Origin of the sequence: Streptomyces sp. 5-10 (assembly GCF_014712245.1) — a bacterium.
GTDB lineage: Bacteria > Actinomycetota > Actinomycetes > Streptomycetales > Streptomycetaceae > Streptomyces > Streptomyces violaceusniger.
The window spans coordinates 124440-147134 of the sequence record NZ_JACVYG010000003.1; the positions used below are offsets into that span (position 1 = coordinate 124440).

The window sequence follows — 22695 nt, forward strand, 5'->3', positions numbered from 1 at the left end:
CCGCGGAGAGCTTGAGCCTGTCAACGTACGGATCAAGGAGGACCGATGCACGATCCCCTGACCGGCGCGCCTCGGACGGCCGGCCATGACCTGCCCGTCTCACCGGAGTTCGAGGTCTTCATGGCGGGTGGCTGGGCGCCGACCCCGCTGCCCGCGGACATCCGGCCGGACGCCGCCGACTTCACCCCCGCCCGCCGCGCCCGGCTGTCCGCCCGCTTCCCGGGCGAGCGGCTGGTCATCCCCGCGGGCGAGCTGAAGGTCCGCTCGAACGACTGCGACCACCGCTTCCGGCCGTACAGCGCGTACGCCTGGCTCACCGGTCTGACCGGCGAGGAGCAGGCCGGGCATGTCCTGGTCCTGGAGCCGGACGGGCCCCACCGGCATGAGGCGGTCCTGTATGTGCGGCCCCGTTCGCCGCGCACCGATGGCGGCTTCTACCGGGACCGGCGCTACGGCGAGTTCTGGGTCGGCCGGCGCCCCGACCTCGACGAGACCGCGCGCATGACCGGCATCCGCTGTGCCGACATCGGCGACGGGGCGGAGCCACCGCCGGGCCGGGACGCCACGGTCGACGCCGAACTGTCCGCGGCCTTGAGCGAGTTGAGGCTGATCAAGGATGCCTGGGAAGTGGGGCAGCTACAGCTCGCCGTGGACCACACGGTCGCCGGTTTCGAAGACGTGGTACGCGCCCTGCCGCGCGCCCTCGCCCATCCACGCGGCGAGCGCTGGATCGAGGGCGTCTTCGCCCTGCGCGCCCGCGCGGAGGGCAATGGCACCGGCTACGAGACCATCGTGGCGTCCGGTGCCCACGCCTGCGTTCTGCACTGGACACGGAACGACGGGCCCCTGGACGCACGGCGGTTGCTGCTGCTGGACGCGGGCGTGGAGACGGACAGCCTCTACACCGCCGACATCACGCGCACCCTGCCACTCTCCGGACGGTACTCCCCCGTGCAACGGCAGGTGTACGACCTCGTGCTCGCCGCCCAGGACGCGGGCATCGCGGCGCTCAGGCCGGGCGCAAGCTTCCGTGACTTCCACCGGGCCGCGATGCGCGTGATCGCGGAAGGGCTCACGGAATGGGGTGTGCTCAAAAGCCCCGAGGGCGACTTCCACCGTCGCTACACCCTGTGCAGCAGCGGGCATATGCTCGGGCTCGACGTCCACGACTGCGCGCAGGCACGCGCGGAGACCTATCTGGACGGGGTGCTGGCGGAGGGTCAGGTGCTGACGGTCGAGCCCGGCCTCTACCTCCAGGCCGACGACGAGACGCTCCCGGACGAACTGCGGGGCATCGGGGTGCGCATCGAGGACGACCTGGTCATCACCGCCAAAGGAGCACGGCTGATGTCGGGCGCCCTGCCGCGCACCCCGGACGCGATCGAGGCGTGGATGGGGGAACTGATCGAGAGCCGCTGAATCGGTGGCGGTGGCCGCATCCGCACACGGGCACCCACGAGAACAACACCCGTGAGAACAACATGACATTGTACTCTGGTGATCCTCTCGGCCGAGCAGGCACGGGGCACGAAGGGAACACCAACCGTCATGGGCCACCTCAAGCAGCGCAACCTCATCACCACCAGGGAGCGGCTGCGCGACCAGGTGGCCCACGCCCTGCGCGCCGCGCTGATCTCCGGCGAACTGCGCCCCGGCGAGGTCTACTCGGCGCCCGGCCTGGCCGAGGACTTCGGCATCTCCGCGACACCGGTGCGCGAGGCGATGCTCGACCTGGCCCGCGAGGGCCTCGTCGAACCCGTACGCAACAAGGGCTTCCGCGTCACCGAGGTCAACGAACGCGACCTCGACCAGTACACCGAGATTCGCGCCCTGATCGAAGTCCCCATGATCGGCCGGATCACCCGCGCTGCCGCCCGCGAGGACCTGGAGGCGCTGCGCCCGGTGGCGGAGGACATCGTGCGCGCCGCGCGCGAGCACGACCTCATCGGCTATCTGGAGGCCGACCGTCAGTTCCATCTCTCCCTGCTCGCGCTCGCCGGAAACGAACGGCTCGTCGAAACCGTCGGCGACCTGCGCAAACGCTCACGCCTGTACGGACTGACCACACTGGACGAGCGCGACCAGCTGATCCCGTCCGCCGAAGAGCACATCGAACTCCTCGACCTGATGGTCGCGGGTGATGTGACGGGCGCCGAGACATGCATGGCCCGCCACCTCGGCCATGTGCGCTCGCTGTGGGCCAAGCCCGGTCCACGGACAGGCCCTGGCACCTGACCGGCTGCCCCGAGGGGCAGCCGGTCCCCCGGCCGCTCAGCTCTCGGGCGCGTCCGCGAAGTCGGGGATCTCCAACCGGACTCCGCCCTGCCGCGCGGACTCGTGCGCCACGATGCCCGACAGGGTGTAGCGGGCCGCGACCCAGGCGTTCACCGAGGGCAGCGTGCGGGTGTTGACCGCGGTCACGAAGTCGTCCACCAGGAAGTGATGGCTTCCCTCGTGCCCGTTGTGCAGATGGTCGAACTCCCGGGGCAGCCGCGACCGGTCGTGCACGGGCGCGGAGCCCGAGGTGAAGGCGGCACGCAGGGCGGGCGCGATGTGCTCGAGCGACGGGTCGTCGGGAGCCAGTGTCGGCTTGGGCTCCAGCAGCTCCGTGATGTCCTTGCCCCCGCCTGAAGGCCCGCGAAGAAGAGGAGGGCGTTCTGCGCCCGCGGCGTCGCAGTCCTGGCCATCCAGGTGCTGGTCCTGGGCTCGGCGCAGGCATGACGCCGCGTTGTCCGAGAGGCTCGCGGCGATGACGGCGGCCGCGCAACGGCCGCGGCCACCGGGCCGCGACCGTTGTCATCGCCGGGTCAGTCGTGCGGTGTGGTTTCGGCCCGCTGGCCAGCAGTGGGCCTGGCCGTCGGCTTCTTGTGCGGGCTGAACAGGAAACAGCACAGGGCGGCGGCCACCAGGACCCCGGCGCATGCCACGAGGGCGGTCCGCATGGCGTCGACGAAGCCGGTGGCGAACGTGTCGGCGGTGACGCGGTCGTACGTGCCGGGTGGTGCTGGAGACTCCGGAGGCCGCCCCGGCCAGCCGGGGATCGACGCCGCCCATGGTGGCCTGCTGAAGTGGTGCGAACGTGGCACCACTGGCGATCCCGATGATGGTCAAGCCGGGCAGCAAACTCCATTGGAAGACGAACCCGACCCCGTTGCCGACCGCGAAGTTGCGCGCGCGGAACAGGGCCAGGGAAGATGTCACCCAGCCGCCCGGTGGTGATCAGCAGCACCGAGAAGAGGAGCAGATAGCCGTCGATGACCCACAGCACCTGGTCGTAGGAGGCGTCCATGCTGTGGATCAGCATGGGGATGGCTACGTTGACGATGGATCCGTCGAGCAACGACCCGGGTGAAGCTGGCGGAAAGCCCAACGGTGAGAAGCCGGTTCGGAGCTTAACCCGCCGTATTCCGCCCGCGCGCACAGGAGATGGCCCGGAGCCCGGCGTGGCGGAGCTGGGTCAGGCGGGCGTGGCGGATCGGGGTCAGGCGGGGTGGCGGATCCGGGTCAGGCAGGGGTGGCGGGGACCCGGAAGTAATGGCCCTTGTCGAGGTCTTCGAGGAGGCCGGGGTGGGTGGGCCGCCAGTCGAGCAGTTCGCGGGTCAAGGCGTTCGACGCCGGGATGTCCTGGCCGAGGAAGCCGCCGAGCCAGGTGAAGTGCTCGGCCGCGGCCTCGGGGGCCACAGAGGTCACCGGTACGTCGAGATGACGGCCGATCACCTCGGCGATGTCCCGGATCGGGACACCCTCCTCCGCGACGCCGTGCAGCACCGATCCCGCCGGGGCCTTCTCGACCGCCAGGCGGAACAGCCGTGCGGCGTCGAGGCGGTGGACGGCCGGCCAGCGGTTGGCGCCGTCACCGATGTGGCCGGAGACACCCTTGGCCCGGGCGATGGCGACCAGGGCCGCCATGAAGCCGTTGTCCCCGTCACCGTGGCAGGTCGGGGACAGTCGCACCACGGACGAGCGCACACCGCGCGAGGCGAGGGCGAGCACCGCCTGGGCGGTGGCCGCCCGGACCGACACCGACGAATCGTCGATCGTGGGCGTGTCCCGCTCGGTCGCCACCCGCCCGGGCGCGAGGCCGGCCAGACCGGAGGCGAGGACGAAGGGGCGGCCGGTGCCGGAGAGCGCGTCGCCGAGGGTGTCGACGGCGCGGCGGTCGGCCTCGGCGGCGCCCTGGAAGTCGCCGGTGAAGGCGATGTCGTGCTTGAACGCGAGATGGATCACGCCGTCCGACGCGGCGGCGGTGCTCCCCAGGACGTCGAGGTCGTCAATGGTGCCGCGGACCACTTCCACCCCGGCGGCGGTGAGCGCGGCGGCGGAGGTGTCGGAGCGGGCGAGCCCGACAACCTGGTTCCCCGAGCCGATGAGCTCGGGAACGACGGCGGAGCCGATCCAACCGGAGGCTCCGGTCACGAAGACGCGCATGAGAGATGCCCCAAATCATTGATGTCAGTGACTGTCATCGAACTCTAGCAGCTGATGTCAGCCACTGTCATCGCGGTAGGATCCGAGCATGGGTAGATGGGAGCCGAACGCGCGCGGACGCCTGGCGAAGGCGGCGTTGGAGCTCTATGGCGAGCTCGGCTACGAACAGACCACGGTGGCGGAGATCGCCAAACGGGCCGGCCTCACCGAGCGGACCTTCTTCCGGCACTACGCCGACAAGCGCGAGGTGTTGTTCGACGGATCGGGCGCGTTGCAGGAGCTGTTCGCGACCGCGGTCGCCGAGGCACCGAAGTGCGTGGCGCCGATCGACGCGATGATGGCGGGGCTCGAGGCGGTCTCCACGATGTTCGAGGGTCGGCGCGAGCACGCCCGGCAGCGACAGGCCGTCATCGCGGCGAACGCGGAACTCCAGGAGCGCGAGCTGATCAAGCTCGCCTCGATGTCGACCGCGCTCGCCGACGCCCTGCGCCGACGCGGTGTCGAGGAGCCGGCCGCGAGCCTGACCGCCGAGGTGGGGGTCGCCGTCTTCAAGATCGGTTTCACGCTCTGGCTCACGGCACCGGCCGAACGTGAGATGTCGCAGTTGATGCGGGAATCGCTGGCCGGACTCAAGACCGTGACCGCGCGCGGCGGCACCTTTTAAAAGCGGCCCAGTTGCGCGCGCAACGCCTGCGAGAGCGCGTCAACGGTCACGTCCACTACGGCCAGGAGCTGTGCCGGGCTCGCCCCGGCTCTGCGACCGGGCCCGCGACAACGACGGTTTCCACGACGCGATCAGCGCGGCATCGGGCAACCCCCGGCTGCTGGCGGCGATCCAGGCCAACCGCCTGTTCCACTTCAACTCCCGGCTGGCGGCTCTCTACAGCCCCGATGAGCTCGCCCGCCTTGTCCTCCCGGCAGCACGGCGAGCTCATCACCGCGGTCTGCGCGCGCGACGCCGAACGGGCGGCCACGATCGCACGCGAACACGTCGAGTTCTTTTTGGAGTTGATCCTGGGCCATGAGTCAGGACAGCCAGGTGTCGTAGAACTGCGACCGGGCCACGGCCTCGGTCCGGAAGTCCTGGACGTTCGGCCGCAGGCCGAAGACCCGTGCCTCGTCGTACAGCGGAATGGCCAGGGCGTTCTTCATGACATAGTCCTGGAAGGCCTTGATATCCGCCGTACGCTTCGCCGGGTCGAACTCGGGCGACCTGGGCCTCGAGCAGGTTGTTCAGTTCGGGGAGCTGGGTGTACGTCGCGTTGGTCAGGTGGCTGTGCCACTCGGACCGGAGCACATCAGGCTCGGCGCGGGAGAGCTGGCCCTGGGTGAAGACGGTGTTCTTGCCGATCTTCCGCCTCGTACTGACTCATCGACGGGCTCTTGAGTCTCACCTCGACCCCGACCATTTTCCACTGCGACTGCAACACTTCCACCACGGCCTGGGAAACCTGGTAGTACGGCGTGACATAGAGAGTGAACGAGAGCCGCTTACCGTTCTTGGCCCGGATTCCGTCGGAGCCCGCCTTCCAGCCGGGCTCCCCCAGGAGCCGTTTGGCCTTGGCCGGGTCGTACTTCAGATACGCGCTGCCATCCGGTCGCCTCGGTGTGCCGTGGACGAGGATGCTCTTGGCGACCCCGTAACTGGGCGAGAGCGCGATGTCGTTGATTTCCTTGCGGTCGGTCGCCGCCTGGAGCGCGCGTCGCACCTCGAGGTCCCGGGTGGGCGCGTTCGCCGCCAGTGAGATGTGGAGTTGGTTGCTCTCACCCTGCGCGGGGAACGCCTTGACCTGACCGTCGGCGCCCTTGACCGTTTCCTCGTCATCGGGCGCGATATTGCGCACGACGTCGGCTTGTTGCGATTGCAGGGCGCCCACGGCAGTGCTCTGCTCCGGCACCGTCGTGTAGTGGACCTCCGACAGGTACGCCTTGCCCTGGTGCTTGAAGCTCTTCGAATGGCGGATCCGGGATGTCACGTCGCAGTACGGGCGCGATGTCGGACTGGAAGAGCTCGAGCGAGGCGCGGTGCTGGGCGTCGGTGAGCCCGCCCGCGTCCGCGTGCAGGTGCAGCACGGTGTGTCCGAACTCCTCGTGGTAGCGGTGCACCTTCTCGATCACCTGCTGGGGGCTGCCGATCAGGGCCGAGCTGCGCTCGACGAAGTCCTCCAGGGTCGAGAACACCGGTTCCATGCCGAGCTGCTTCTGGAAGGCGAGACGGCCTTCGAACACCGGGCGGTAGGCGGCGGTGGCCTCCTGTGAGGTTCGGGCCGCGTAGTAGCCCGCCGTCCCGGCGCCGACCACGGCACGCGCGGGGTCGTGGCCGTATGCCTCCCAGCGCTCCCGGTAGTGGCGGATCAGCTCGGCGTACGGCTCGATGGGGTGGGTGACGTTGGCCGAGAACAGCGGGTCGCCGTGGCGGGCGGCGAGGTCGACCGACTCCCGGCTGGTGGCGCTGCCGTGCCAGACCCGGATGGGCCGCTGGAGAGGTCTCGGCCACACCTCGGCCTCGGTCAGCGCGGGCCGGAAGCCCGGTGCAGCGGTCACCTTGTCCTGCCGCCAGATGCGGCGGAACAGCTCGTAGCCTTCGGCGTTGCGGTCCCACTGGTCCTCGGGGGTGACCTGGAACAGCTCGCGCTGGGCGGTGCCGTTGCCCTTGCCGATGATCAGCTCGAGACGACCGGCGGAGAGGTGGTCCAAGGTGGCGTAGTCCTCGTAGGCGCGCACCGGATCGAGCAGGCTGAGCGTGGTCACCGCGGTGAACAGCCGGATCCGGGAGGTGAGTGCGGCGAGGTGGCTGAGCACGACCGGTGGTGAGGAGGAGATGAACGGCCGCTCATGGCGTTCGCCGACGCCGAAGCCGTCGAAGCCGAGTTCCTCCGCCAGCAGCGCGTTGTCGATCACCTCGCGGAAGCGCTCACCGGTGGTCTTCTGGATCCCGGTCACCGGGTCCGGGGCGTGCACGATGAGGGTGATGGCCAGGAACTTCATGACGCGGCCCGGTTCTGGTGGGACTCGGTGCCGGGGTGGGCCAGGCCGAGGTGGTCGCGCAGGGTCGTGCCCTCGTACTCGGTGCGGAACACACCGCGCTCCTGCAGCAGCGGGACGACGGTGTCCGCGAAGACGTCCAGCCCGCCGGGGGTGATGTGCGGTACGAGGATGAAGCCGTCGCTGGCGTCGGCCTGGACGAAGGAGTTGATGGTCTCGGCGACCGTGGCCGGGGAGCCGATGAACGACTGGCGGTTGCCGGTCTCGATGACCAGGTCACGGATGGACCACTTGTTCGCCGCCGCCAGCTCCCGCCACTCCCGGGCGACGGCCAGCGGATCGCGGTACATCCGCACCTGGGCGCGGCCGCGGGCGATGGTGTGCTCGCCGGGGTCCGGGTCGATGTCGGGGAGCGGGCCGTCCGGGTCGTACGCGGACAGGTCGCGGTTCCAGACGAACTCCAGGTGTTTGATCGCGGTGGCGCCGCTGACCTGTTGGCGCCGCACCTCGTGGGCCAGCTCCCGCGCCTCGGCGTCGGTGTCGCCGAGGACGAAGGTGGCGGCGGGCAGGATCAGCAGCTGGTCATGGGTGCGGCCGTGGCGGGCGAGGCGGCCCTTGACGTCCGTGTAGAACGCCTGCCCTTCCTTGAAGGTGCTGTACCGGCTGAAGATGGCGTCGGCGGCGGCCGCGGCGAACTCCCTGCCTTCCTCGGAGTCACCGGCCTGGAAGATCACCGGGCGGCCCTGCGGGCTGCGCGGGACGTTGAACTGCCCGGCGATGTCGAAGTGCTGTCCCCGGTGGGCGAAGGCTCCGGCCCGCGCGTCGCTGAGGAAGGTGCCGGATGCCTGGTCGGCGACGATCTCGTCGCCCCGCCAGGAGTCGAACAGCTCGGTGGCGGTGGCCAGGAACTCCTTGGCCCGGGAATACCGCTCGTCCTGCGGGAGGAAGCCGCCGCGGCGGAAGTTCTCCCCGGTGAAGGCGTCCCACGAGGTGACGACGTTCCACGCGGCGCGCCCGCCCGACAGGTGGTCGAGGCTGGCGAACTGGCGGGCCACCTCGTAGGGCTCGTTGAAGGTGGAGTTGATGGTGCCGGTCAGGCCGAGGCGGTCGGTGACGGCGGCGAGCGCGGACAGGACGGTGAAGGTGTCCGGCCGCCCCACCACGTCCAAGTCGTAGATCTTCCCGCCCTGTTCGCGCAGCCGCAGCCCTTCGGCGAGGAACAGGAAGTCGAACTTGGCGCGCTCGGCGGTGCGCGCGAAGTGGGCGAACGAGCTGAACTCGATATGGCTGCCCGCCTCCGGATCGCTCCACACCGTGGTGTTGTTGACACCGGGGAAGTGGGCCGCCAGGTGGATCTGCTTGAGCGGTGTGCTCATGGTCGGTGGTCCCTCCGGCTCAGACGGTGGCGTAGCGGTTGGCGGGGCGGGCGAGGCCCAGCAGCCCGCGCAGGGTGTCGGCCTCGTAGGACCGGCGGAATGCGCCGCGGCGCTGGAGTTCGGGCACCAGGCCGCGGGTGATCGCCTCGAGGTCGTGGCCGATCACACCGGGGCGCAGCCGGAAGCCCGACAGTCCGGTCCGCTGCCAGCTCAGCAGCAGATCCGCGAGCTGTGCGGGGGTCCCGGTGAACACCTTGGCGTCGCTGGTGTACGGGTAGCCCGCGAGGGCGTCCAGGCGCTCCAGCCGGGCGGCCGCGGCACCCGGTTCGTCGTCGAGGAACACCACCAGGTCGCCGAAGAGGTGCACGGGCTCCGCCGCGCGGCCCGCCGCGGCCTGGGCGGCGCGGACCTCGGCGACGGTGGCGCGGGCCTGGTCCGTGTCGTGCGGGGTGAGGTAGCCGATGTCGGTGGAGGTCGCCACCAGCCGGTAGGGCACGCTCTGATGGGCCAGGGCGCTGATGACCGGCTGTCCCTGGGGCGGCCTGGGGGTGATCGAGGGGCCCTTGACGCTGAAGTGCCGGCCCTCGAAGTCGATGTAGTGCAGCTTGTCGCGGTCGATGAAGCGTCCGGTGGCGACGTCCCGGATCTCGGCGTCGTCCTCCCAGCTGTCCCAGAGGCGGCGTACCACCTCGATGTAGTCGGTGGCCTCCTCGAAGAGCTCGGCGGTCAGCTCCCGGACCACCGGGCTGTCCAGATCCTCGGGGCCGAAGCGTGGAATGGCGCGGCGGCCGAAGTGTTCCGCCTCGTGGCTCCGCCTGGACACCCGGATCCGCAGCCCGGCGCGGCCGGTGCTGACGTAGTCCAGGGTGGCGATCGCCTTGGAGATGTGGAACGGCTCGGTGTGGGTGGCGACGACGGTCGGCACCAGCCCGATGTGCCGGGTCAGCGGCGCCACCCGGGAGGCGATGAGCACCGCGTCCAGCCGCCCGCGCACCTGGTCGGTGCGGCCGTCGGGCTCGGTGCGGTGCGAGGACTGGAGCGAGAGCCCGTCCTCGAAGGTCACGAAGTCGAGCAGCCCGCGCTCGGCCTCGGTGACGACATCGGTCCAGTACGCGGCGTCGAACAGCTCTCGGGGGCGGGCCTGCGGCTCGCGCCACGCGGCCGGATGCCAGCCCGCCCCGTCAAGGGCGACGGCGAGGTGCAGGGGTGTGGATGAGGATTCGGACACGAAGGGTGCCTCCCTGGTCGGCCATGGGTGATCACCGCCCCTCATCGGGAGGGCGCGGTGTCCTCGAGGTGATCAGGTCAGCGGCGACAGAGCGCGCCGGCGACGCGCAGCAGGTCGATGTGGTGCCGGGAGTACAGGCGGACACCCCGGCCCAGGGCCGGATTCGGCGCGGACGGGCTGGTCATCGGCCGCGACACCATCGCCTCCCGTTCCCGTGTCCGACGGGCCTTCGGGCCCTGGCTGATATCTCGGAACGCTACGTGAGGCCGGTGACCTCACGCAATCGTCAACTCGGACGGCGCCGCGACATATTCCCCGACGTCCATGGGCAATCCGACGAAGTGTGGGCAGCCCCACGGACGCACGACCTCACGGACGCACGACCTCACGGACGCACGACCTGACGACCACGCGGGCCGACCGGCGCTCCGCGCTGGCCCAACTGGCCGATGGCACCGAGAGTTACGCACGCGGCATGGTGGAGCGCGGCTGGTTCCCCGCGGGCCTGGGCCTCGAAGGCTATCTGCGCCGCGCCCACGCCCACTACGGACACCCGGAAGAGGTGGACCTGCTGCTGCCCGATACCACCGAGCTGATCGTGCAGGTGCAGCCGGGCGCCCCGACCTTCGACCAGATCCTGTGCGTACTGGAACTGATCGCACACGAGGTGGTGCCGTCCCTGCGGGAACGGCTGAGCCACACCCCCGTTCCCGCCTGAGCCACCGAACCCCCGAAAGGACGTGGGGACATGCCCACCACCACCGGCTCCCGTTCCTCCGCGAACGGCTCCACCACCCCGAAGAAGAGTGCCGCCGAGCACGATTCCGCCGCCGCTCCGGAGGCGGAACTGCTGGGGACGGCCGAGAACCCGCGGCCCGGTCTGCGCGCCTATCTGGCCGTCAAACGGGCGGCGCTGCTGGCCCGCCGCAAGGCACTGCGCGCCGATCCGCCCACCGCGCCCCATCGGCTGCGGGCCAGGACGACCGCGGAGGAACGCAGCGGCGTACGCCGGATCCGCATCCGCCACCACCAGATCCTCAGCGACTCCCCGCCGGACTTCGCGGGCTACGACCTGGGCCCGGCGTCCCCGGAGATCCAGCTCGGCGTGCTGTCCAGCTGCCTGACGCACATCTTCCTCATCCAGGCGGCCGACCTGCGGATCCCGCTGGACTCCCTGGAAGTGGAGGTCGAGGCCGATCAGGATCCCCGCGCGGGTCAGAAGGGTTTCGAACGGGTGCCGATCTATCCCCACAACATCTCCTACACCGTGCACCTACCTCCCCGACGTCGACGTCAAGAAAGGGTCAAGCACGCGTTCATATTTCCGGAAGGCGGCAATGACGACTTCGTACGGCTGCCATGTTCGCGTTACATGACACCCGGTCGAGTCCCCGCGGTGTCCGTTTCGCGGAAGCCGAGGAGGGCTCGTACCGCCTCGATGGTGGCTCCGGTCAGGAGGGGGTCGCAGCCGCCGCGGGCTCGGGCGCTGAGGCGGACCGGGGGGACGGCGGGGAGGTCGTGGCGTGGCGCGAGGCCATCGGGGTACGGACCGCCGGGGACGGCGAGCAGGGCGGCGCCGAGCCCGGCGCGGGCCGCGTCCAGGACTCCCGCGAGGTATCCGGCCTCGGCGACCACGGTGACGGCCGTGTGGTGGGAAGCGAGGGCGGTCAGGGCGCGGCGGCGGATCACGCAGGGATCGCTGATGGCCACCAGGGGCAAGGGGGCGGGAGGGGCGGGTGGTTCCCAGCCGGGAGCGGCGTACCAGCGCAGGGGGAGTTCACCCACCGGGGTGCCCGGGGCGGACGCCGCCTCGGTGACGTAGACGGCGAGGTCGAGTTCACCACGCGCGACGGCGTCCGTCAGCCGCGCAGAGCGGTCGATGCGCACCCGGACCTCGACACCGGGCCGGGTGTCGCGTACGGCCGCGGTCAGGACGGGAAGGATCTGGTCGGCGCCGTGTTCGGTGGCGCCGATGATGACGGGTGCCGCGCCGGCCGGGTCCTCCCCCATGAGCCGGCGGAGGGCCGCGTCGTGTGCGCCGACGATCTGCTGGGCCTCTTCGAGCAGCCGGGTGCCGTGGGGGGTGAACCGGGTCTTCCTGCCGTCACGTTCGACGATGGGGCGGCCGAGGGACTTCTCCAGCCGCCGGATGTGCTGACTGACGGTGGACTGGCTGAGGGCGAGTGCGCCGGCGGCGCGGTGGAAGCCTCCGTAGTCGGCGACGGCGATGAGGCTGCGCAACGCCACGATGTCCAGTACCGGTCGCATGTGCGCAGGCTAGCAACCGATCGATCGGAAATCACGATCGGTTTTGATGGCAAATCATCGTTGGACGGTTGACTCCGGCCTCGTGCATCCTGAGGTCATGCCGCGTACAGCGTTCGTGGCGGCCCACGGGCCGCGCACCCACCGCACCGGATCCGGGCCGTCGGCCGCCGGACCGGCGGTGTGCCGCGCCACGGGCGCCCGGCTGACCCGGCGGCGCGTGGTCGACTTCGGCCGCACCGGCGCCATGCGCTGTCGCTGACTCAACGCTTTCCCGGCGCGCTCGCCGTCGGCCCCCGCTCGCCGCCCGTTGATCCCTCCGCGCTTTCGCGTCGGCAGGCGCTTCCCGCCTGCGTCTCTTCCCTTCCTCGCTGCGTCTCTTCCGTTCCCGCTGCGTCTCTTCCGTTCCCGCTGCGTCTCTTCCGTTCCCCGCCGCACCTCCGCACCCGCACAGGCCGCTCCACCTCGCTCGTGGGGGTGTGCGGGCGCGCCGCTGTCGATGAATCGAGTTCTCATGTCCTCTGCTCAGCCTGTCCACTCCTGGGACGAACCGGCGGGAATCGCCCCGCGCGGCACGCTCGTGCTTCTCCCCGGACGGGGTGAACACGGCGGTGTGTACGAGCGGTTCGGCCGCCGGATCGCCGCCGACGGCTATCGCGTCCGCGCCCTGGGAGACGCCTCCTCCGCTCCGGAGGCCGTCGCCGAAGCGGCCACCAAGCTGTTGCGCGATGAAACGCTCCCGGGCCCCCGCGTGCTGGTCGGCTCCGACACCGGGGCCTCCCACGCGGCGCGGCTCGCCGCCCTCGACGCCTCCGGACTGGACGCGCTGATCCTCGCCGGGCTGCCGGCCGGGCCGCGCCCCGCCGAAACGGCCACCCGGGACTGGGAGGAGGAGTTGGAGCTGCGCACCGCCTGCCCCACCCATCGGGGCAGGCTGACCGACGACACGGCGTTCCGGCGCGGCGCCCTGTCGGGCCCGTCGGCGCCGGAGTCGCCCACGCTGGAGGGGATCTCCGTTCCCGTGCTCGGTCTGCACGGTGCCGAGGACACCGTCAGCCCGCTCGGTGAGGTCCGCCGCGTGTTCCGCGGGCTGCCCGGCGCGGAGCTGGTGAGTCTGGCCGGTACCCGGCACGACGTCCTCAACGACGTGACGCACCGCACCGCCGCCGCCACGGTGGTCCTCTTCCTGGAGCGGCTGCGGCTGGACCCCGGCCTGACGCCCATCGCCGTGCCGGAGGCCCTCGCGTGACCGCCCCCGTCCTCACCACTCCGGCCGAGCTGTACTCCCGGCTGTTCCACGGTGGCCCGGCGCCCGTCGTCCTGGACGTACGGTGGCGGCTCGGCGATCCGCACGGCCATGAGCACTACCGCGCCGGGCACATCCCGGGCGCGGCTTACGTCGACCTCGACACCGAACTGGCCGCCCCGCCCACTCCGGCCGGCGGCCGCCATCCGCTGCCGGACCCCGCCACGTTGCAGCGGTCCGCGCGGCGGTGGGGACTCACCGCCGACCGGCCGGTGGTGGTGTACGACGACAACGGCAACACCGCCGCCGCCCGCGCCTGGTGGCTGCTGCGATGGGCCGGGGTGGAACGGGTCTCGCTGCTGGACGGGGCGCTGGCCGCGTGGCGCGCGGCCGGACTGCCCGTCGAAACGGGCGAACCCGCCCCACCGGCCGAGGGGGATGTCCGGCTCACCTCGGGGCGGCTGCCGGTCCTGGACGCCGACGCGGCGGCCGAGGTGGCGCGTACCGGCGTCCTGCTGGACGCGCGGGCGGCCGAGCGATACCGGGGCGAGACCGAACCGGTCGATCCGCGCGCCGGACACATCCCCGGCGCCCGGTCCGCCCCGACGGGCGACAACCTGGCACCGGACGGCACGTTCCACGGCGTGGAAGAGCTCGCGCGGCGTTTCACCGCGCTGGGTGCCGACGGCACGACAGAGGTCGGTGTCTACTGCGGCTCCGGCGTCACGGCCGCCCACACGGTCGCGGCCCTGGCCCGCGTCGGCATCACGGCCGCGCTCTACCCCGGCTCCTGGTCCGCCTGGTCCGCCGACACCGCCCGCCCCGCGGCCGTGGGTGCGGCGGCGGGCTGATCCACCGCCCGCACACCTCCCTGTGAACACTTCCCGACCGAGAGGCCGCACCATGCCCTCCTCGCACTCCCCCGTGTCCGGGGCCTCACCGCCCCCGCGCACGTCCGCACCACCACCCCCCGGTGCGGCGAAGGACCCGACCCCGCCCGTCAAACCCGCCACGGCGCGGACATCCCGACCCACCGCCGCGCCCACCCGGCCCCGCCTCCGGGTTCCGCGCGGGGTCCGGCGCGCCTCCGGGCCCGTCGGACTGCTGCTGATCTGGTATCTGGCCGCCGCGACGGGCGTGCTCCCCGAGACCGTACTGGCCTCCCCCGTCGACGTCGTGCGGCGCGGTGCGGACCTCATCGGCACCGGCGAGCTGCCGCGGGCCATCGCCGCCTCCGGCCGGCGCGCGGCGATCGGCTTCCTCATCGGCGCGGCCGTGGCGCTCGCCCTGTCGCTCACCGCCGGTCTGTTCCGGCTGGGCGAGGACGTCATCGACGCGTCCATGGGCATGTTCCGGGCGATTCCCTGGGTGGGCCTGATCCCGCTGTTCATCGTCTGGTTCGGCATCGACGAAACACCGAAGATCGCGCTGGTGGCGCTCGGCGTCACCTACCCGCTGTACTTCAACATCTACGGCGGCATCCGATCCGCCGACGCCCAGCTGATCGAGGCCGGGCGGATGGTGGGCCTGGGCCGCATCGGGCTGATTCGGTACGTGATCCTGCCGTCCGCGCTGCCCGGGGCGCTGGTGGGGCTGAGGTACGCGCTGTCCACCGCGTGGCTGGCCCTGGTCTTCGCCGAGCAGGTCAACGCGGACGCCGGTATCGGCTATCTGATGAGCAACGCCCAGCAGTACTTCCAGACGGACGTCATCGTCCTGTGCCTGGCCGTGTACGCGGTGCTGGGGCTGCTGTGCGACTTCGCGGTGCGGCTGCTGTCCCGGCGGCTGCTGGACTGGCGGGCCTCGTTCGACGGGGAGGGAGCATGACCGCGGTGAACGGCGCGAACAGCGTGGAGGTCCGCAGGCTGAGCCGCGCCTTCGGCGACAAGACCGTACTTGACGGACTCGACATCACCATCCGCGAGGGCGAGTTCGTGGCCCTGCTCGGCCAGAGCGGCTGCGGAAAGTCGACGCTGCTGAGGATCCTCGCGGGGCTGGACAGCGAGACCGAGGGCGAGGTGGAGGTACCGGAGCGGCGCTCGGTGGCCTTCCAGTCGCCACGGCTGATGCCGTGGCTGCGGGTGTGGCACAACGTCGTGCTCGGTCTGCCGGATGGGGACCGCGCGCTGGCCGGGCGCTATCTGGCCGAGGTCGGCATCGAGGAGTACGCGGGTGCCTGGCCCCGGACGCTCTCCGGCGGTCAGGCCCAACGCGTCTCCCTGGCCCGCGCGCTGGTGCGCGAGCCCGAACTGCTGTTGCTGGACGAGCCGTTCGGCGCGCTCGACGCGCTCACCCGCGGCAGGGCGCAGCGGCTGGTGGCCGATCTGTGGCAGCGGCACGGCTGCTCGATCCTCCTGGTCACGCATGACGTCGAGGAGGCGCTGCTGCTGGCCGACCGCGTGCTGGTGATGGACGGCGGGCGGATCGCGTACGAGGCGGAGGTGGGCCTCGCACGCCCGCGTGACCTCGGCTCCCCCGACTTCGTGGCGCTGCGCGGCGAACTCCTGCGACGGCTGGGCGTCGACGACGCCTCGGCGCCTTCGCGCCATCGAGAAGAGGTGACCGCATGAACCACACGCACCGCATGAACGGCTCGCACCGCATGAACCACTCACACCACATGAACCGCTCACACACCGGAAACCGCCGGGCCACGGCGACGGCCACGGCGCGGGCGCTCGGCGCCGCGCTGTCGCTGACCGCCCTCCTCGCCACCAGTGCGTGCGCGGGCGACAGCCAGGCGGCGTCCGAGACCGATCCGTCGAAGGTCACGCTGACCCTCGGTGACCAGGCCAAAAACCTCAAGACGCTGTTCGACGCCTCGGGTGCCCTCAAGGGGACGCCGTACAAGGTGAAGTGGGCCGAGTTCGAGGGCGCCGCACCGCTGTTCCAGGCCGTGCAGGCCGGGGCCGCCGACACCTCGTACGCCGCCGATCTGCCCACACTCCAGGCGCTCTCCGGCGGAGTGCGGGTGAAGGCCGTCGGGGCGCTGCACAACGACGGCACCCACACCGGGATCGTGGTCCGGAAGAACTCACCGGTGAAGAGCGTCAAGGACCTCAAGGGGAAGCAGGTGGTCGTCTCCTCGGCCAAGGGGTCCATCGCCGAGTATCTGCTGGCGCACGCGCTGGAGCAGGCGGGACTGAGCTACTCGGACGTCCATGTGCGGTATCTGCTGCCCACCGACGCCCAGGCCGCCTTCACCTCGGGCAAGGTCGAGGTCTGGGCCACGTTCGGCGTGTACAAGACGGTGGCCGAGCAGCACGGGGGCCGTCTCCTGATCAATGGGGCCAACGGGCGGGTGAGCGGCTACGGCTTCATCGGAGCCTCCGAGAAGGCCCTTCAGGTCCCGGCGAAGAAGAAGGCCATCACCGACTATCTGCGCCGCCTCGACAAGGCGCTGGCCTGGTCCCGTCGGCACCCCGCGGAGTACGCCAAGGCCATCCAGCACACAGGCGGGGCCTCGGCCACGGTCGCCAAAGCCCTCGTCGACCAGGCCAACAGTGAGCTGCTGCCGGTGAACGAGCCGGTGATCCGGTCCGTGCAGAAGGTCGGCGACACCATGCACGACATCGGTGTGCTCACCCCCAGGCCGATCCTCGCCGACCACACCGACACCAGCCTCGTCAAGGAGTGACCGCGGCCATGCCCGTCGAATTCATCAGCGCCGTCCACCCCAACCCCGCCACCGAGGGCGACCCCACCGCGGGTTCCGGAATCGATGTGGACTACGCCCGCCGCTACGCCCGGGCCCTGGACGACGGCGGCTTCGACTACACCCTCGTCACCTACCACTCGGCCGCCCCGGACGCACTGCAGCTGGCCCAGTTCGTCGCGCACCACACCGAGCGCATCAAGCCGGTCCTCGCCCATCGCCCCGGGGTGGTCTTCCCCACCCACGCGGCCCGCGCACTGGCCACGTTGGACCGGATCAGCGCCGGACGGCTGGTGGTGCACATCATCTCCGGCGGCAACGACGAGGAGCAGCGCCGCGAAGGCGACTATCTGGGCAAGAGCGAGCGGTACGCCCGCTCGGACGAGTACATCCGGATCCTGCGCAGGGTGTGGGAGGCCGACGGGCCGATCTCCCACGAGGGCCCGTACTACCGCTTCGAGGGCTTCCGCTCCGATGTCACCCCGTACCACGGCACCATCCCCATCTCGGTGGGCGGTTCCTCCGAGGACGCCTACCGGGTGGGCGGGCAGCAGGGCGACATCTTCGGGCTGTGGGGCGAACCGCTGAAGGAGACCGCCGAGCAGATCGCCTCGGTGAACGCGTACGCGGACGCCGCGGGCCGGCCCCGGCCGCGCATCTGGGTGTCCTTCCGGCCGATCATCGCCCCCACCGACGAGCTGGCCTGGGAGAAGGCCCACCGCACCCTGGGCGCCGTCAAGGCCAACCACGCCGAGCGGGCCAAGCGCCGGCACTACCCGGCGGTCGGCCGGGGCACACCGGCCAACGTCGGATCACAGCGGCTGCTGGCCGTCGCCGAGCGCGGCGAGGTGCACGACCGCTGCCTGTGGACCGCGCCCGCCGCGGCCACCAATGCCGCCGGTGCCTCCACGGCGCTGGTCGGCTCCCCGGAGACGGTCGCCAAGGCGCTGCTCGACTACGTCGACATCGGCTGCGAGCTGCTGTCCATCCGCGGCTACGACCCGCTCAACGACGCCATCGACTACGGGCGTCACGTCCTGCCGCTGGTCCGTCAGGAGCTGGCGCACCGCGCCGCCACCTCGGCCGCCTGACGCCCGGCCGCCGTCTCCTCCTCGTCCCCCTCGTGAAAGGCGTTCCCCGCATGTCCAGGCCACCGGCCCGCTCCCGTTTCCGGCGCGCCCGCGCCCGTACCGCTCTCGCCACCGTCGTGGCGCTGGCCGCCGGTGCACTGAGCGCCTGTGGGGGCTCCGCGGGAGCGGGCGGGGACGGGAAGGGATCCTCCGTCACCCTCCGGGTAGGTGCGACCGGCTGGAAGGAAGAGGAGGCGCTGCTGAAGTTCGCGCATCTGGACGACACTCCGTACCAGGTGAAGTGGAGCCTGTTCCAGGGCGGCGACAGGCAACTGGAGGCGGTGCGCGCCGGTGCGCTGGACGTGGCGAGTTCCAGCGAGATCCCGCCGGTCTTCGCGGCGGCCGACGGAAAGCCGAACTTCAAGGTCGTCGCCGTGAGGCGCGGCAACACCCTCAACCAGGAGGTCGTGGCTCCCAAGGGGTCCTCGATCACCTCGATGTCGCAGCTTCGGGGCAAGAAGGTCGGCTACGTCAAGAACACCACCGCCCACTACTTCCTCTACGAACTGCTGAAGCGGGCCGGGCTCGGCTGGGACGACATCGAGGCCGCCCCGCTCGATCCCGACAAGGGGATCGCCGCGCTGAACGGCGGTTCCATCGACGCGTTCGCCGGATACGGCAACGCGGTCATCACCGCCCACCAGCGCGGTGCCCGCACCATCGGTTCCGGCAAGGACATCCTCTCCGGCAACTTCCTGTGGACCGCCTCGAACGACACCCTCGGCAGCGCGGCCGAGCGCAGGGCGCTGGCGGATCTGCTGGCCCGTATCGACAAGGCGTACGCCTATGTGCGCGACGGACGCCAGACGGAGTACGCGAAGGTCATCGCCGCCGCCACCCACCAGCCGGTGGATCAGGCACGGGAGGAGTTCACGGCAGGAGAGGCCCAGCGCAGGACCGGGATCCGGCCGGTGAGCGCCCGAGCCGCCGCCTCCGAACAGAAGGTCGCCGACGCCTTCGGTGACCTCGGTGCGGTGAAGGGGAAGCTGACGGTGACCGATTTCTGGAGCGACCGGCTGAGCCCGCGGCTTCGGAAGGCGCTCGCCTCATGACCGCCGAACTCGCGCTGCCCGTCCCGGATCTCTCCTCGCTGGCCACCGTGACGCGGCGGCTCGCCGCGACCGCAGCCCGTTACGACCGCGAGGGTGCGTTTCCGGCCGAGGGGATCCGCACCGCGCACGAGGCCGGGCTGCTCACGGCCACCGTCGGCGAGCGGTATGGGGGTCCCGCCCTCGGAGTGGCGGACACCGCGCGCATCCTGCACGCGCTCGGCGAGGGCGATCCGTCGGTGGCGCTGATCGCCGCGATGAGCCTTTCGATCCACCGCCGCCAGGCCGTGCGGCCGCACTGGCCGGAGGAGCTCTACGGACAGGTGGTGGCCGAGGCCGCTACGCGTCCGGTGCTGCTCAACCACGTCCGGGTCGAGCCCGAACTCGGCTCGCCCGCGCGGGGCGGGCTGCCCTCCACGGTGGCCCGGCACACCTCGGACGGCTGGTCGCTCAGCGGCCGCAAGCGCTTCGCGACCGGTGTGGAAGGGCTGGACTGGCTGCTGGTGTGGGCCACCACGGACGAGCCCACGCCACGGGTCGGGACGTTCGTGGTACCCGGCACCGCGCCCGGGATCGAGATCACCCACCGCTGGGACCATCTGGGGCTGCGCGCCAGCGGAAGCCATGACATCGCGCTGCGCGACGTCGAGATCCCCGCGGGGAACGTCATCGACCTGACCGAGCACGGCGCCGCGGCCGAACAGGACAACCGCGCGGGCGCCGCCCTCCATCTCCCGCTGGCCGCCCTCTACTTGGGTGTGGCGCGCGCCGCCCAGGGTTACGTCCACCGCTTCGCCCACGAACGGGTCCCCGCCAACCTCGGCCACCCGGTGGCCCGTACGGAACGCTTCCGGCGCGTGGCCGGTGAGATCGCGCTGCGGCTGGACTCGGCCGAGCAGCTGGTGTTCGGGGGCGCGCGGCGAGTGGACGCGGCCGACGGCTCGTACACCCCCGAACACGCCCTGGGAGCCCGCGTCCTGGCGGACCGGCACGCCACCGAGGCGGTCGCCCTGGGGCTCCGGCTGCTGGGGAATCCGGGGCTGTCCCGCGACAACCCCCTGGAGCGCCACTTCCGGGACGTGCAGTGCGCCCCGGTACACGCCCCGCAGGAGGACACGGCGCTGCTCGCCATCGGCACGGCCGCGCTCGGCACACGAAGTGAGAGGCCGACATGACCGTCCCGCCGTCCGATCCCGATACGGCCGACCGCACCGGCTCCGCACCCGCGCATGCCACCGATGCGGATGCCGCCGCCGCGCTGCTGGCGGCGCTGCGCCGCGACCTGCCCGCCGGGACACTGGGCACCGGCCCCGAGGCCACCGGTCCCTTTGCCACCGACCGCTCCGGAAGCCGCCCGGCGGGCCTCCCGCTCGCGGTGGTGCACGCCACGCGCACCGAGCATCTCAAGACCGCGCTGCGGCACGCGCACGCCCTGCGGGTGCCGGTCGTACCACGCGGGGCGGGGACGGGTCTGTCGGGCGGCGCGAGCGCGGGGGCGGGCAGTGTCGTCCTCGATCTCTCCGGGATGAACCGGATCCTGGAGCTGAGCCCCGAGGAGCAGATCGCCGTCGTCGAACCGGGGGTGATCACCGCCGACCTGGACCGCGCGGCGGGAGAGTTCGGGCTGGCTTACGCTCCCGACCCGGCGAGCGCGGCGATCTCGACCATCGGCGGGAACATCGCGACCAACGCCGGCGGTCTGCGCTGCGCCAAGTACGGGGTGACCAGGGACGCCGTCCTGGGCCTCGACGCGCTGCTGGCGGACGGGACGCCGATACGGACCGGCAGGCGCACCGTCAAGGGCGTCACCGGCTATGACCTGACGGGCCTGCTCACCGGCTCCGAGGGCACGCTGGGTGTGATCACCGCCGCAACCGTGCGGCTGCGCCCGGTACCGGAGGAGACCGTCACGGTCGCCGCGTACTTCGCCGGCTTCGCCGAAGGAGCCGAGGCCGTCTCCGCGCTCACCGCCGCCCGGATCGAGCCCGCCATGGCCGAATTGCTCGACGGCCCCGTGCTGGGCGCGGTGGACGACGCCCAGGGCACGGATCTGCGGTCGCGCGGCGGCGCCCTGCTGCTCGTGCAGTGCGACGGGCGCGGCGCGGCCGCCGAGGCCGACGCGGCCGTACGGCGCTTGCGCGGACGGGCCACCTCGGTCGAGGTCACCGAGGATCCGGCCGAGGCGGAACGGCTGCTCGCGGCGCGTCGGCTCGCCCTGCCCTCGCTGGAGCGGCTGGGCCGTCCGCTGATCGAGGACATCGCCGTTCCCAGGAACCAACTGGCAGCCGCCGTACGGGAGATCGACGCCGCGGCGGACCGGCACGGGGTGCGGATCTTCACCTTCGCCCATGCCGCCGACGGCAACCTCCACCCCATTCTCGTCCTCGACCCGGCCCTCCCCGCCGTCCCGGACGCCGCCTGGCGGGCGGCGGGCGACATCTTCTCGGCCGCGCTCCGCCTCGGTGGCACGCTCACCGGCGAACACGGCGTGGGCACCCTCAAGCGGCGCTGGCTCGGCGAGGAGCTCGGCCCGGACCAGCACGCGCTCCAGCGTCGCCTCAAGGCGGCCTTCGATCCGCGCGGCATCCTCAACCCGGGCAAGGCGCTATGAGATCACCCGTAGCCGGGGCCGTCGTGCCGATGACCGGCACCGGTCCTCGCGTCCCCTCCCTCCGATTCCGCTCCTTTCTCGCTCCTTCCGCTCCCCCAACTCCTTCCGCACCGACGTTTTCGAGGTGAACCCCGCCATGCCCACCATCCTCTCCATCTCCGGCAGCCCCTCCCCCACCTCCCGCACCGCCCGGCTCCTGCGCAGCCTGGACTCCCGGCTCACCGTCCAGGGGCACCAGGTGATCCTCCTGGACATCCGCACGCTTCCGGCCGAGGCCCTGCTGCACGCGGACTTCGGGCATCCGGAGATCGTTCGCGCCACGGAACTCGTCGCCCGGGCCGACGGTGTGGTCATCGGCACCCCGGTCTACAAGGCCGCGTACTCGGGGCTGCTGAAGTCGTTGCTCGACCTGCTGCCCCAGTTCGCGCTGGAGGGCAAGACCGTGCTGCCGCTGGCGACCGGCGGCAGCACCGCGCATGTGCTGGCCATCGACTACGGGCTGCGCCCGGTGCTCGCCTCCATGGGCCCCGCACACATCACACCGGGCTGGTTCGTGCTGGACCAGCACATCGAGGTGCGCAAGGACGGGGGCGTGGTGGTGGACCCCACCACGCGGGAAGCGCTCGAACGGCTCGTCGACCAGTTCTCGGCGGCGCTGGGCGGCTCACCCTCCGCCGGCGCGGTCGCCGCGTAACCGCGGGCCGGGGTTCCTCCACCGGCGC

The 22695-nt window shown here is 71.5% G+C and carries 24 protein-coding genes and 1 pseudogene; 15 read left to right on the top strand and 10 right to left on the bottom strand.

From position 1 onward, the window contains the following. The first annotated feature begins 45 nt into the window (after positions 1–45). Both IEJ02_RS05045 and IEJ02_RS05050 read left to right on the top strand, forming a co-directional pair. Positions 46–1419 (top strand): aminopeptidase P family protein, encoded by a 1374-nt coding sequence (locus tag IEJ02_RS05045; RefSeq protein WP_191063573.1) that lies wholly within the window; start codon positions 46–48, stop codon positions 1417–1419. Positions 1420–1548: 129 nt separating this feature from the next. Further along, entirely contained in the window at positions 1549–2235 is a 687-nt protein-coding gene (locus IEJ02_RS05050; RefSeq protein WP_191063574.1) for a GntR family transcriptional regulator, read from the top strand. A 36-nt stretch (positions 2236–2271) separates the two neighbouring features. On the opposite strand, the pseudogene IEJ02_RS05055 reads toward IEJ02_RS05050, so the two are convergent. The 3 genes and pseudogenes from IEJ02_RS05055 to IEJ02_RS05065 all read right to left on the bottom strand — a co-directional run. Then, positions 2272–2625, bottom strand: a pseudogene (locus IEJ02_RS05055) (gfo/Idh/MocA family oxidoreductase); the annotation flags it as partial. A 182-nt stretch (positions 2626–2807) separates the two neighbouring features. Then, entirely contained in the window at positions 2808–3086 is a 279-nt protein-coding gene (locus tag IEJ02_RS05060; RefSeq protein WP_191063575.1) for a hypothetical protein, read from the bottom strand. A 418-nt stretch (positions 3087–3504) separates the two neighbouring features. After that, positions 3505–4428 (bottom strand): SDR family oxidoreductase, encoded by a 924-nt coding sequence (locus tag IEJ02_RS05065; RefSeq protein WP_191063576.1) that lies wholly within the window; start codon positions 4426–4428, stop codon positions 3505–3507. Between the two features lie 88 nt (positions 4429–4516). On the opposite strand from IEJ02_RS05065, the gene IEJ02_RS05070 reads away from it, so the two are divergent. Beyond that, complete coding sequence (locus tag IEJ02_RS05070) at positions 4517–5092, top strand: TetR/AcrR family transcriptional regulator (protein ID WP_191063577.1); 576 nt, start codon at positions 4517–4519, stop codon at positions 5090–5092. A 362-nt stretch (positions 5093–5454) separates the two neighbouring features. Here IEJ02_RS05070 and IEJ02_RS49725 read toward each other — a convergent pair whose 3' ends face one another. The 6 genes from IEJ02_RS49725 to IEJ02_RS50270 form a co-directional block, all read right to left on the bottom strand. Next, positions 5455–5580, bottom strand: a complete 126-nt coding sequence (locus IEJ02_RS49725) for a hypothetical protein (RefSeq protein WP_263407906.1) — start codon at positions 5578–5580, stop codon at positions 5455–5457. A gap of 146 nt (positions 5581–5726) precedes the next feature. Then, positions 5727–6326: an ABC transporter substrate-binding protein gene (locus IEJ02_RS05075; protein WP_317985722.1), complete on the bottom strand. Its 600-nt coding sequence runs from the start codon at positions 6324–6326 to the stop codon at positions 5727–5729. Continuing rightward, a complete protein-coding gene (locus IEJ02_RS05080; protein ID WP_223863399.1) occupies positions 6250–7416 on the bottom strand; it encodes an LLM class flavin-dependent oxidoreductase in 1167 nt (388 codons plus the stop codon). Before IEJ02_RS05080 ends, IEJ02_RS05075 begins: the two co-directional genes overlap by 77 nt. Beyond that, entirely contained in the window at positions 7413–8789 is a 1377-nt protein-coding gene (locus IEJ02_RS05085) for an NtaA/DmoA family FMN-dependent monooxygenase (protein WP_191063579.1), read from the bottom strand. Before IEJ02_RS05085 ends, IEJ02_RS05080 begins: the two co-directional genes overlap by 4 nt. Before the next feature lie 19 nt (positions 8790–8808). Beyond that, positions 8809–10062, bottom strand: coding sequence for an LLM class flavin-dependent oxidoreductase (locus IEJ02_RS05090; RefSeq protein WP_191063580.1), 1254 nt, complete (start codon positions 10060–10062; stop codon positions 8809–8811). A gap of 32 nt (positions 10063–10094) precedes the next feature. Beyond that, the gene (locus tag IEJ02_RS50270) at positions 10095–10202 is read right to left on the bottom strand and encodes a putative leader peptide (protein ID WP_311766596.1); all 108 of its coding nucleotides are present in this window, start codon (positions 10200–10202) and stop codon (positions 10095–10097) included. Positions 10203–10360: 158 nt separating this feature from the next. On the opposite strand from IEJ02_RS50270, the gene IEJ02_RS05095 reads away from it, so the two are divergent. Continuing rightward, positions 10361–10735, top strand: coding sequence for a hypothetical protein (locus IEJ02_RS05095; RefSeq protein WP_191063581.1), 375 nt, complete (start codon positions 10361–10363; stop codon positions 10733–10735). A 650-nt stretch (positions 10736–11385) separates the two neighbouring features. On the opposite strand, the gene IEJ02_RS05105 is transcribed toward IEJ02_RS05095, so the two are convergent. Further along, positions 11386–12285 carry a LysR family transcriptional regulator gene (locus IEJ02_RS05105; protein WP_191063582.1) on the bottom strand — a complete coding sequence of 300 codons (900 nt, stop codon included), beginning with the start codon at positions 12283–12285 and terminating at the stop codon, positions 11386–11388. Between the two features lie 97 nt (positions 12286–12382). Between IEJ02_RS05105 and IEJ02_RS05110 the strand changes: the two genes are divergently transcribed. The 11 genes from IEJ02_RS05110 to ssuE all read left to right on the top strand — a co-directional run bounded on the left by IEJ02_RS05110 (position 12383) and on the right by ssuE (position 22667). Next, positions 12383–12544 carry a hypothetical protein gene (locus tag IEJ02_RS05110; RefSeq protein ID WP_191063583.1) on the top strand — a complete coding sequence of 54 codons (162 nt, stop codon included), beginning with the start codon at positions 12383–12385 and terminating at the stop codon, positions 12542–12544. 252 nt (positions 12545–12796) lie between these two features. Beyond that, positions 12797–13531 (top strand): alpha/beta hydrolase, encoded by a 735-nt coding sequence (locus IEJ02_RS05115; protein ID WP_191063584.1) that lies wholly within the window; start codon positions 12797–12799, stop codon positions 13529–13531. Continuing rightward, positions 13528–14379: a sulfurtransferase gene (locus tag IEJ02_RS05120; protein WP_191063585.1), complete on the top strand. Its 852-nt coding sequence runs from the start codon at positions 13528–13530 to the stop codon at positions 14377–14379. Before IEJ02_RS05115 ends, IEJ02_RS05120 begins: the two co-directional genes overlap by 4 nt. A gap of 52 nt (positions 14380–14431) precedes the next feature. Beyond that, entirely contained in the window at positions 14432–15355 is a 924-nt protein-coding gene (locus IEJ02_RS05125; protein ID WP_191063586.1) for an ABC transporter permease, read from the top strand. Beyond that, a complete protein-coding gene (locus tag IEJ02_RS05130; RefSeq protein ID WP_191063587.1) occupies positions 15352–16098 on the top strand; it encodes an ABC transporter ATP-binding protein in 747 nt (248 codons plus the stop codon). The genes IEJ02_RS05125 and IEJ02_RS05130 overlap by 4 nt, the downstream gene beginning before the upstream one ends. After that, entirely contained in the window at positions 16095–17165 is a 1071-nt protein-coding gene (locus IEJ02_RS05135; RefSeq protein ID WP_223863400.1) for an ABC transporter substrate-binding protein, read from the top strand. The genes IEJ02_RS05130 and IEJ02_RS05135 overlap by 4 nt, the downstream gene beginning before the upstream one ends. An 8-nt stretch (positions 17166–17173) precedes the next feature. Beyond that, entirely contained in the window at positions 17174–18274 is a 1101-nt protein-coding gene (locus IEJ02_RS05140; RefSeq protein WP_191063588.1) for an LLM class flavin-dependent oxidoreductase, read from the top strand. 50 nt (positions 18275–18324) lie between these two features. After that, the gene (locus tag IEJ02_RS05145) at positions 18325–19365 is read left to right on the top strand and encodes an ABC transporter substrate-binding protein (RefSeq protein WP_223863401.1); all 1041 of its coding nucleotides are present in this window, start codon (positions 18325–18327) and stop codon (positions 19363–19365) included. Beyond that, positions 19362–20537, top strand: a complete 1176-nt coding sequence (locus tag IEJ02_RS05150; RefSeq protein ID WP_223863402.1) for an acyl-CoA dehydrogenase family protein — start codon at positions 19362–19364, stop codon at positions 20535–20537. The genes IEJ02_RS05145 and IEJ02_RS05150 overlap by 4 nt, the downstream gene beginning before the upstream one ends. After that, the gene (locus tag IEJ02_RS05155; RefSeq protein ID WP_191063590.1) at positions 20534–21973 is read left to right on the top strand and encodes an FAD-binding oxidoreductase; all 1440 of its coding nucleotides are present in this window, start codon (positions 20534–20536) and stop codon (positions 21971–21973) included. Before IEJ02_RS05150 ends, IEJ02_RS05155 begins: the two co-directional genes overlap by 4 nt. A 136-nt stretch (positions 21974–22109) precedes the next feature. Next, positions 22110–22667 carry an NADPH-dependent FMN reductase gene (gene ssuE, locus IEJ02_RS05160; RefSeq protein WP_191063591.1) on the top strand — a complete coding sequence of 186 codons (558 nt, stop codon included), beginning with the start codon at positions 22110–22112 and terminating at the stop codon, positions 22665–22667. The last annotated feature ends 28 nt before the right edge of the window (positions 22668–22695 follow it).

Coding starts and splice junctions, on each gene's coding strand:
- IEJ02_RS05045 (WP_191063573.1), top strand. CDS start 46: ATGCACGATCCCCTGACCGGCGCGCCTCGGACGGCCGGCCATGACCTG.
- IEJ02_RS05050 (WP_191063574.1), top strand. CDS start 1,549: ATGGGCCACCTCAAGCAGCGCAACCTCATCACCACCAGGGAGCGGCTG.
- IEJ02_RS05065 (WP_191063576.1), bottom strand. CDS start 4,428: ATGCGCGTCTTCGTGACCGGAGCCTCCGGTTGGATCGGCTCCGCCGTC.
- IEJ02_RS05070 (WP_191063577.1), top strand. CDS start 4,517: ATGGGTAGATGGGAGCCGAACGCGCGCGGACGCCTGGCGAAGGCGGCG.
- IEJ02_RS49725 (WP_263407906.1), bottom strand. CDS start 5,580: ATGAAGAACGCCCTGGCCATTCCGCTGTACGACGAGGCACGGGTCTTC.
- IEJ02_RS05080 (WP_223863399.1), bottom strand. CDS start 7,416: ATGAAGTTCCTGGCCATCACCCTCATCGTGCACGCCCCGGACCCGGTG.
- IEJ02_RS05085 (WP_191063579.1), bottom strand. CDS start 8,789: ATGAGCACACCGCTCAAGCAGATCCACCTGGCGGCCCACTTCCCCGGT.
- IEJ02_RS05090 (WP_191063580.1), bottom strand. CDS start 10,062: ATGAGGGGCGGTGATCACCCATGGCCGACCAGGGAGGCACCCTTCGTG.
- IEJ02_RS50270 (WP_311766596.1), bottom strand. CDS start 10,202: ATGACCAGCCCGTCCGCGCCGAATCCGGCCCTGGGCCGGGGTGTCCGC.
- IEJ02_RS05105 (WP_191063582.1), bottom strand. CDS start 12,285: ATGCGACCGGTACTGGACATCGTGGCGTTGCGCAGCCTCATCGCCGTC.
- IEJ02_RS05110 (WP_191063583.1), top strand. CDS start 12,383: ATGCCGCGTACAGCGTTCGTGGCGGCCCACGGGCCGCGCACCCACCGC.
- IEJ02_RS05115 (WP_191063584.1), top strand. CDS start 12,797: ATGTCCTCTGCTCAGCCTGTCCACTCCTGGGACGAACCGGCGGGAATC.
- IEJ02_RS05125 (WP_191063586.1), top strand. CDS start 14,432: ATGCCCTCCTCGCACTCCCCCGTGTCCGGGGCCTCACCGCCCCCGCGC.
- IEJ02_RS05130 (WP_191063587.1), top strand. CDS start 15,352: ATGACCGCGGTGAACGGCGCGAACAGCGTGGAGGTCCGCAGGCTGAGC.
- IEJ02_RS05135 (WP_223863400.1), top strand. CDS start 16,095: ATGAACCACACGCACCGCATGAACGGCTCGCACCGCATGAACCACTCA.
- IEJ02_RS05140 (WP_191063588.1), top strand. CDS start 17,174: ATGCCCGTCGAATTCATCAGCGCCGTCCACCCCAACCCCGCCACCGAG.
- IEJ02_RS05145 (WP_223863401.1), top strand. CDS start 18,325: ATGTCCAGGCCACCGGCCCGCTCCCGTTTCCGGCGCGCCCGCGCCCGT.
- IEJ02_RS05150 (WP_223863402.1), top strand. CDS start 19,362: ATGACCGCCGAACTCGCGCTGCCCGTCCCGGATCTCTCCTCGCTGGCC.
- IEJ02_RS05155 (WP_191063590.1), top strand. CDS start 20,534: ATGACCGTCCCGCCGTCCGATCCCGATACGGCCGACCGCACCGGCTCC.
- ssuE (WP_191063591.1), top strand. CDS start 22,110: ATGCCCACCATCCTCTCCATCTCCGGCAGCCCCTCCCCCACCTCCCGC.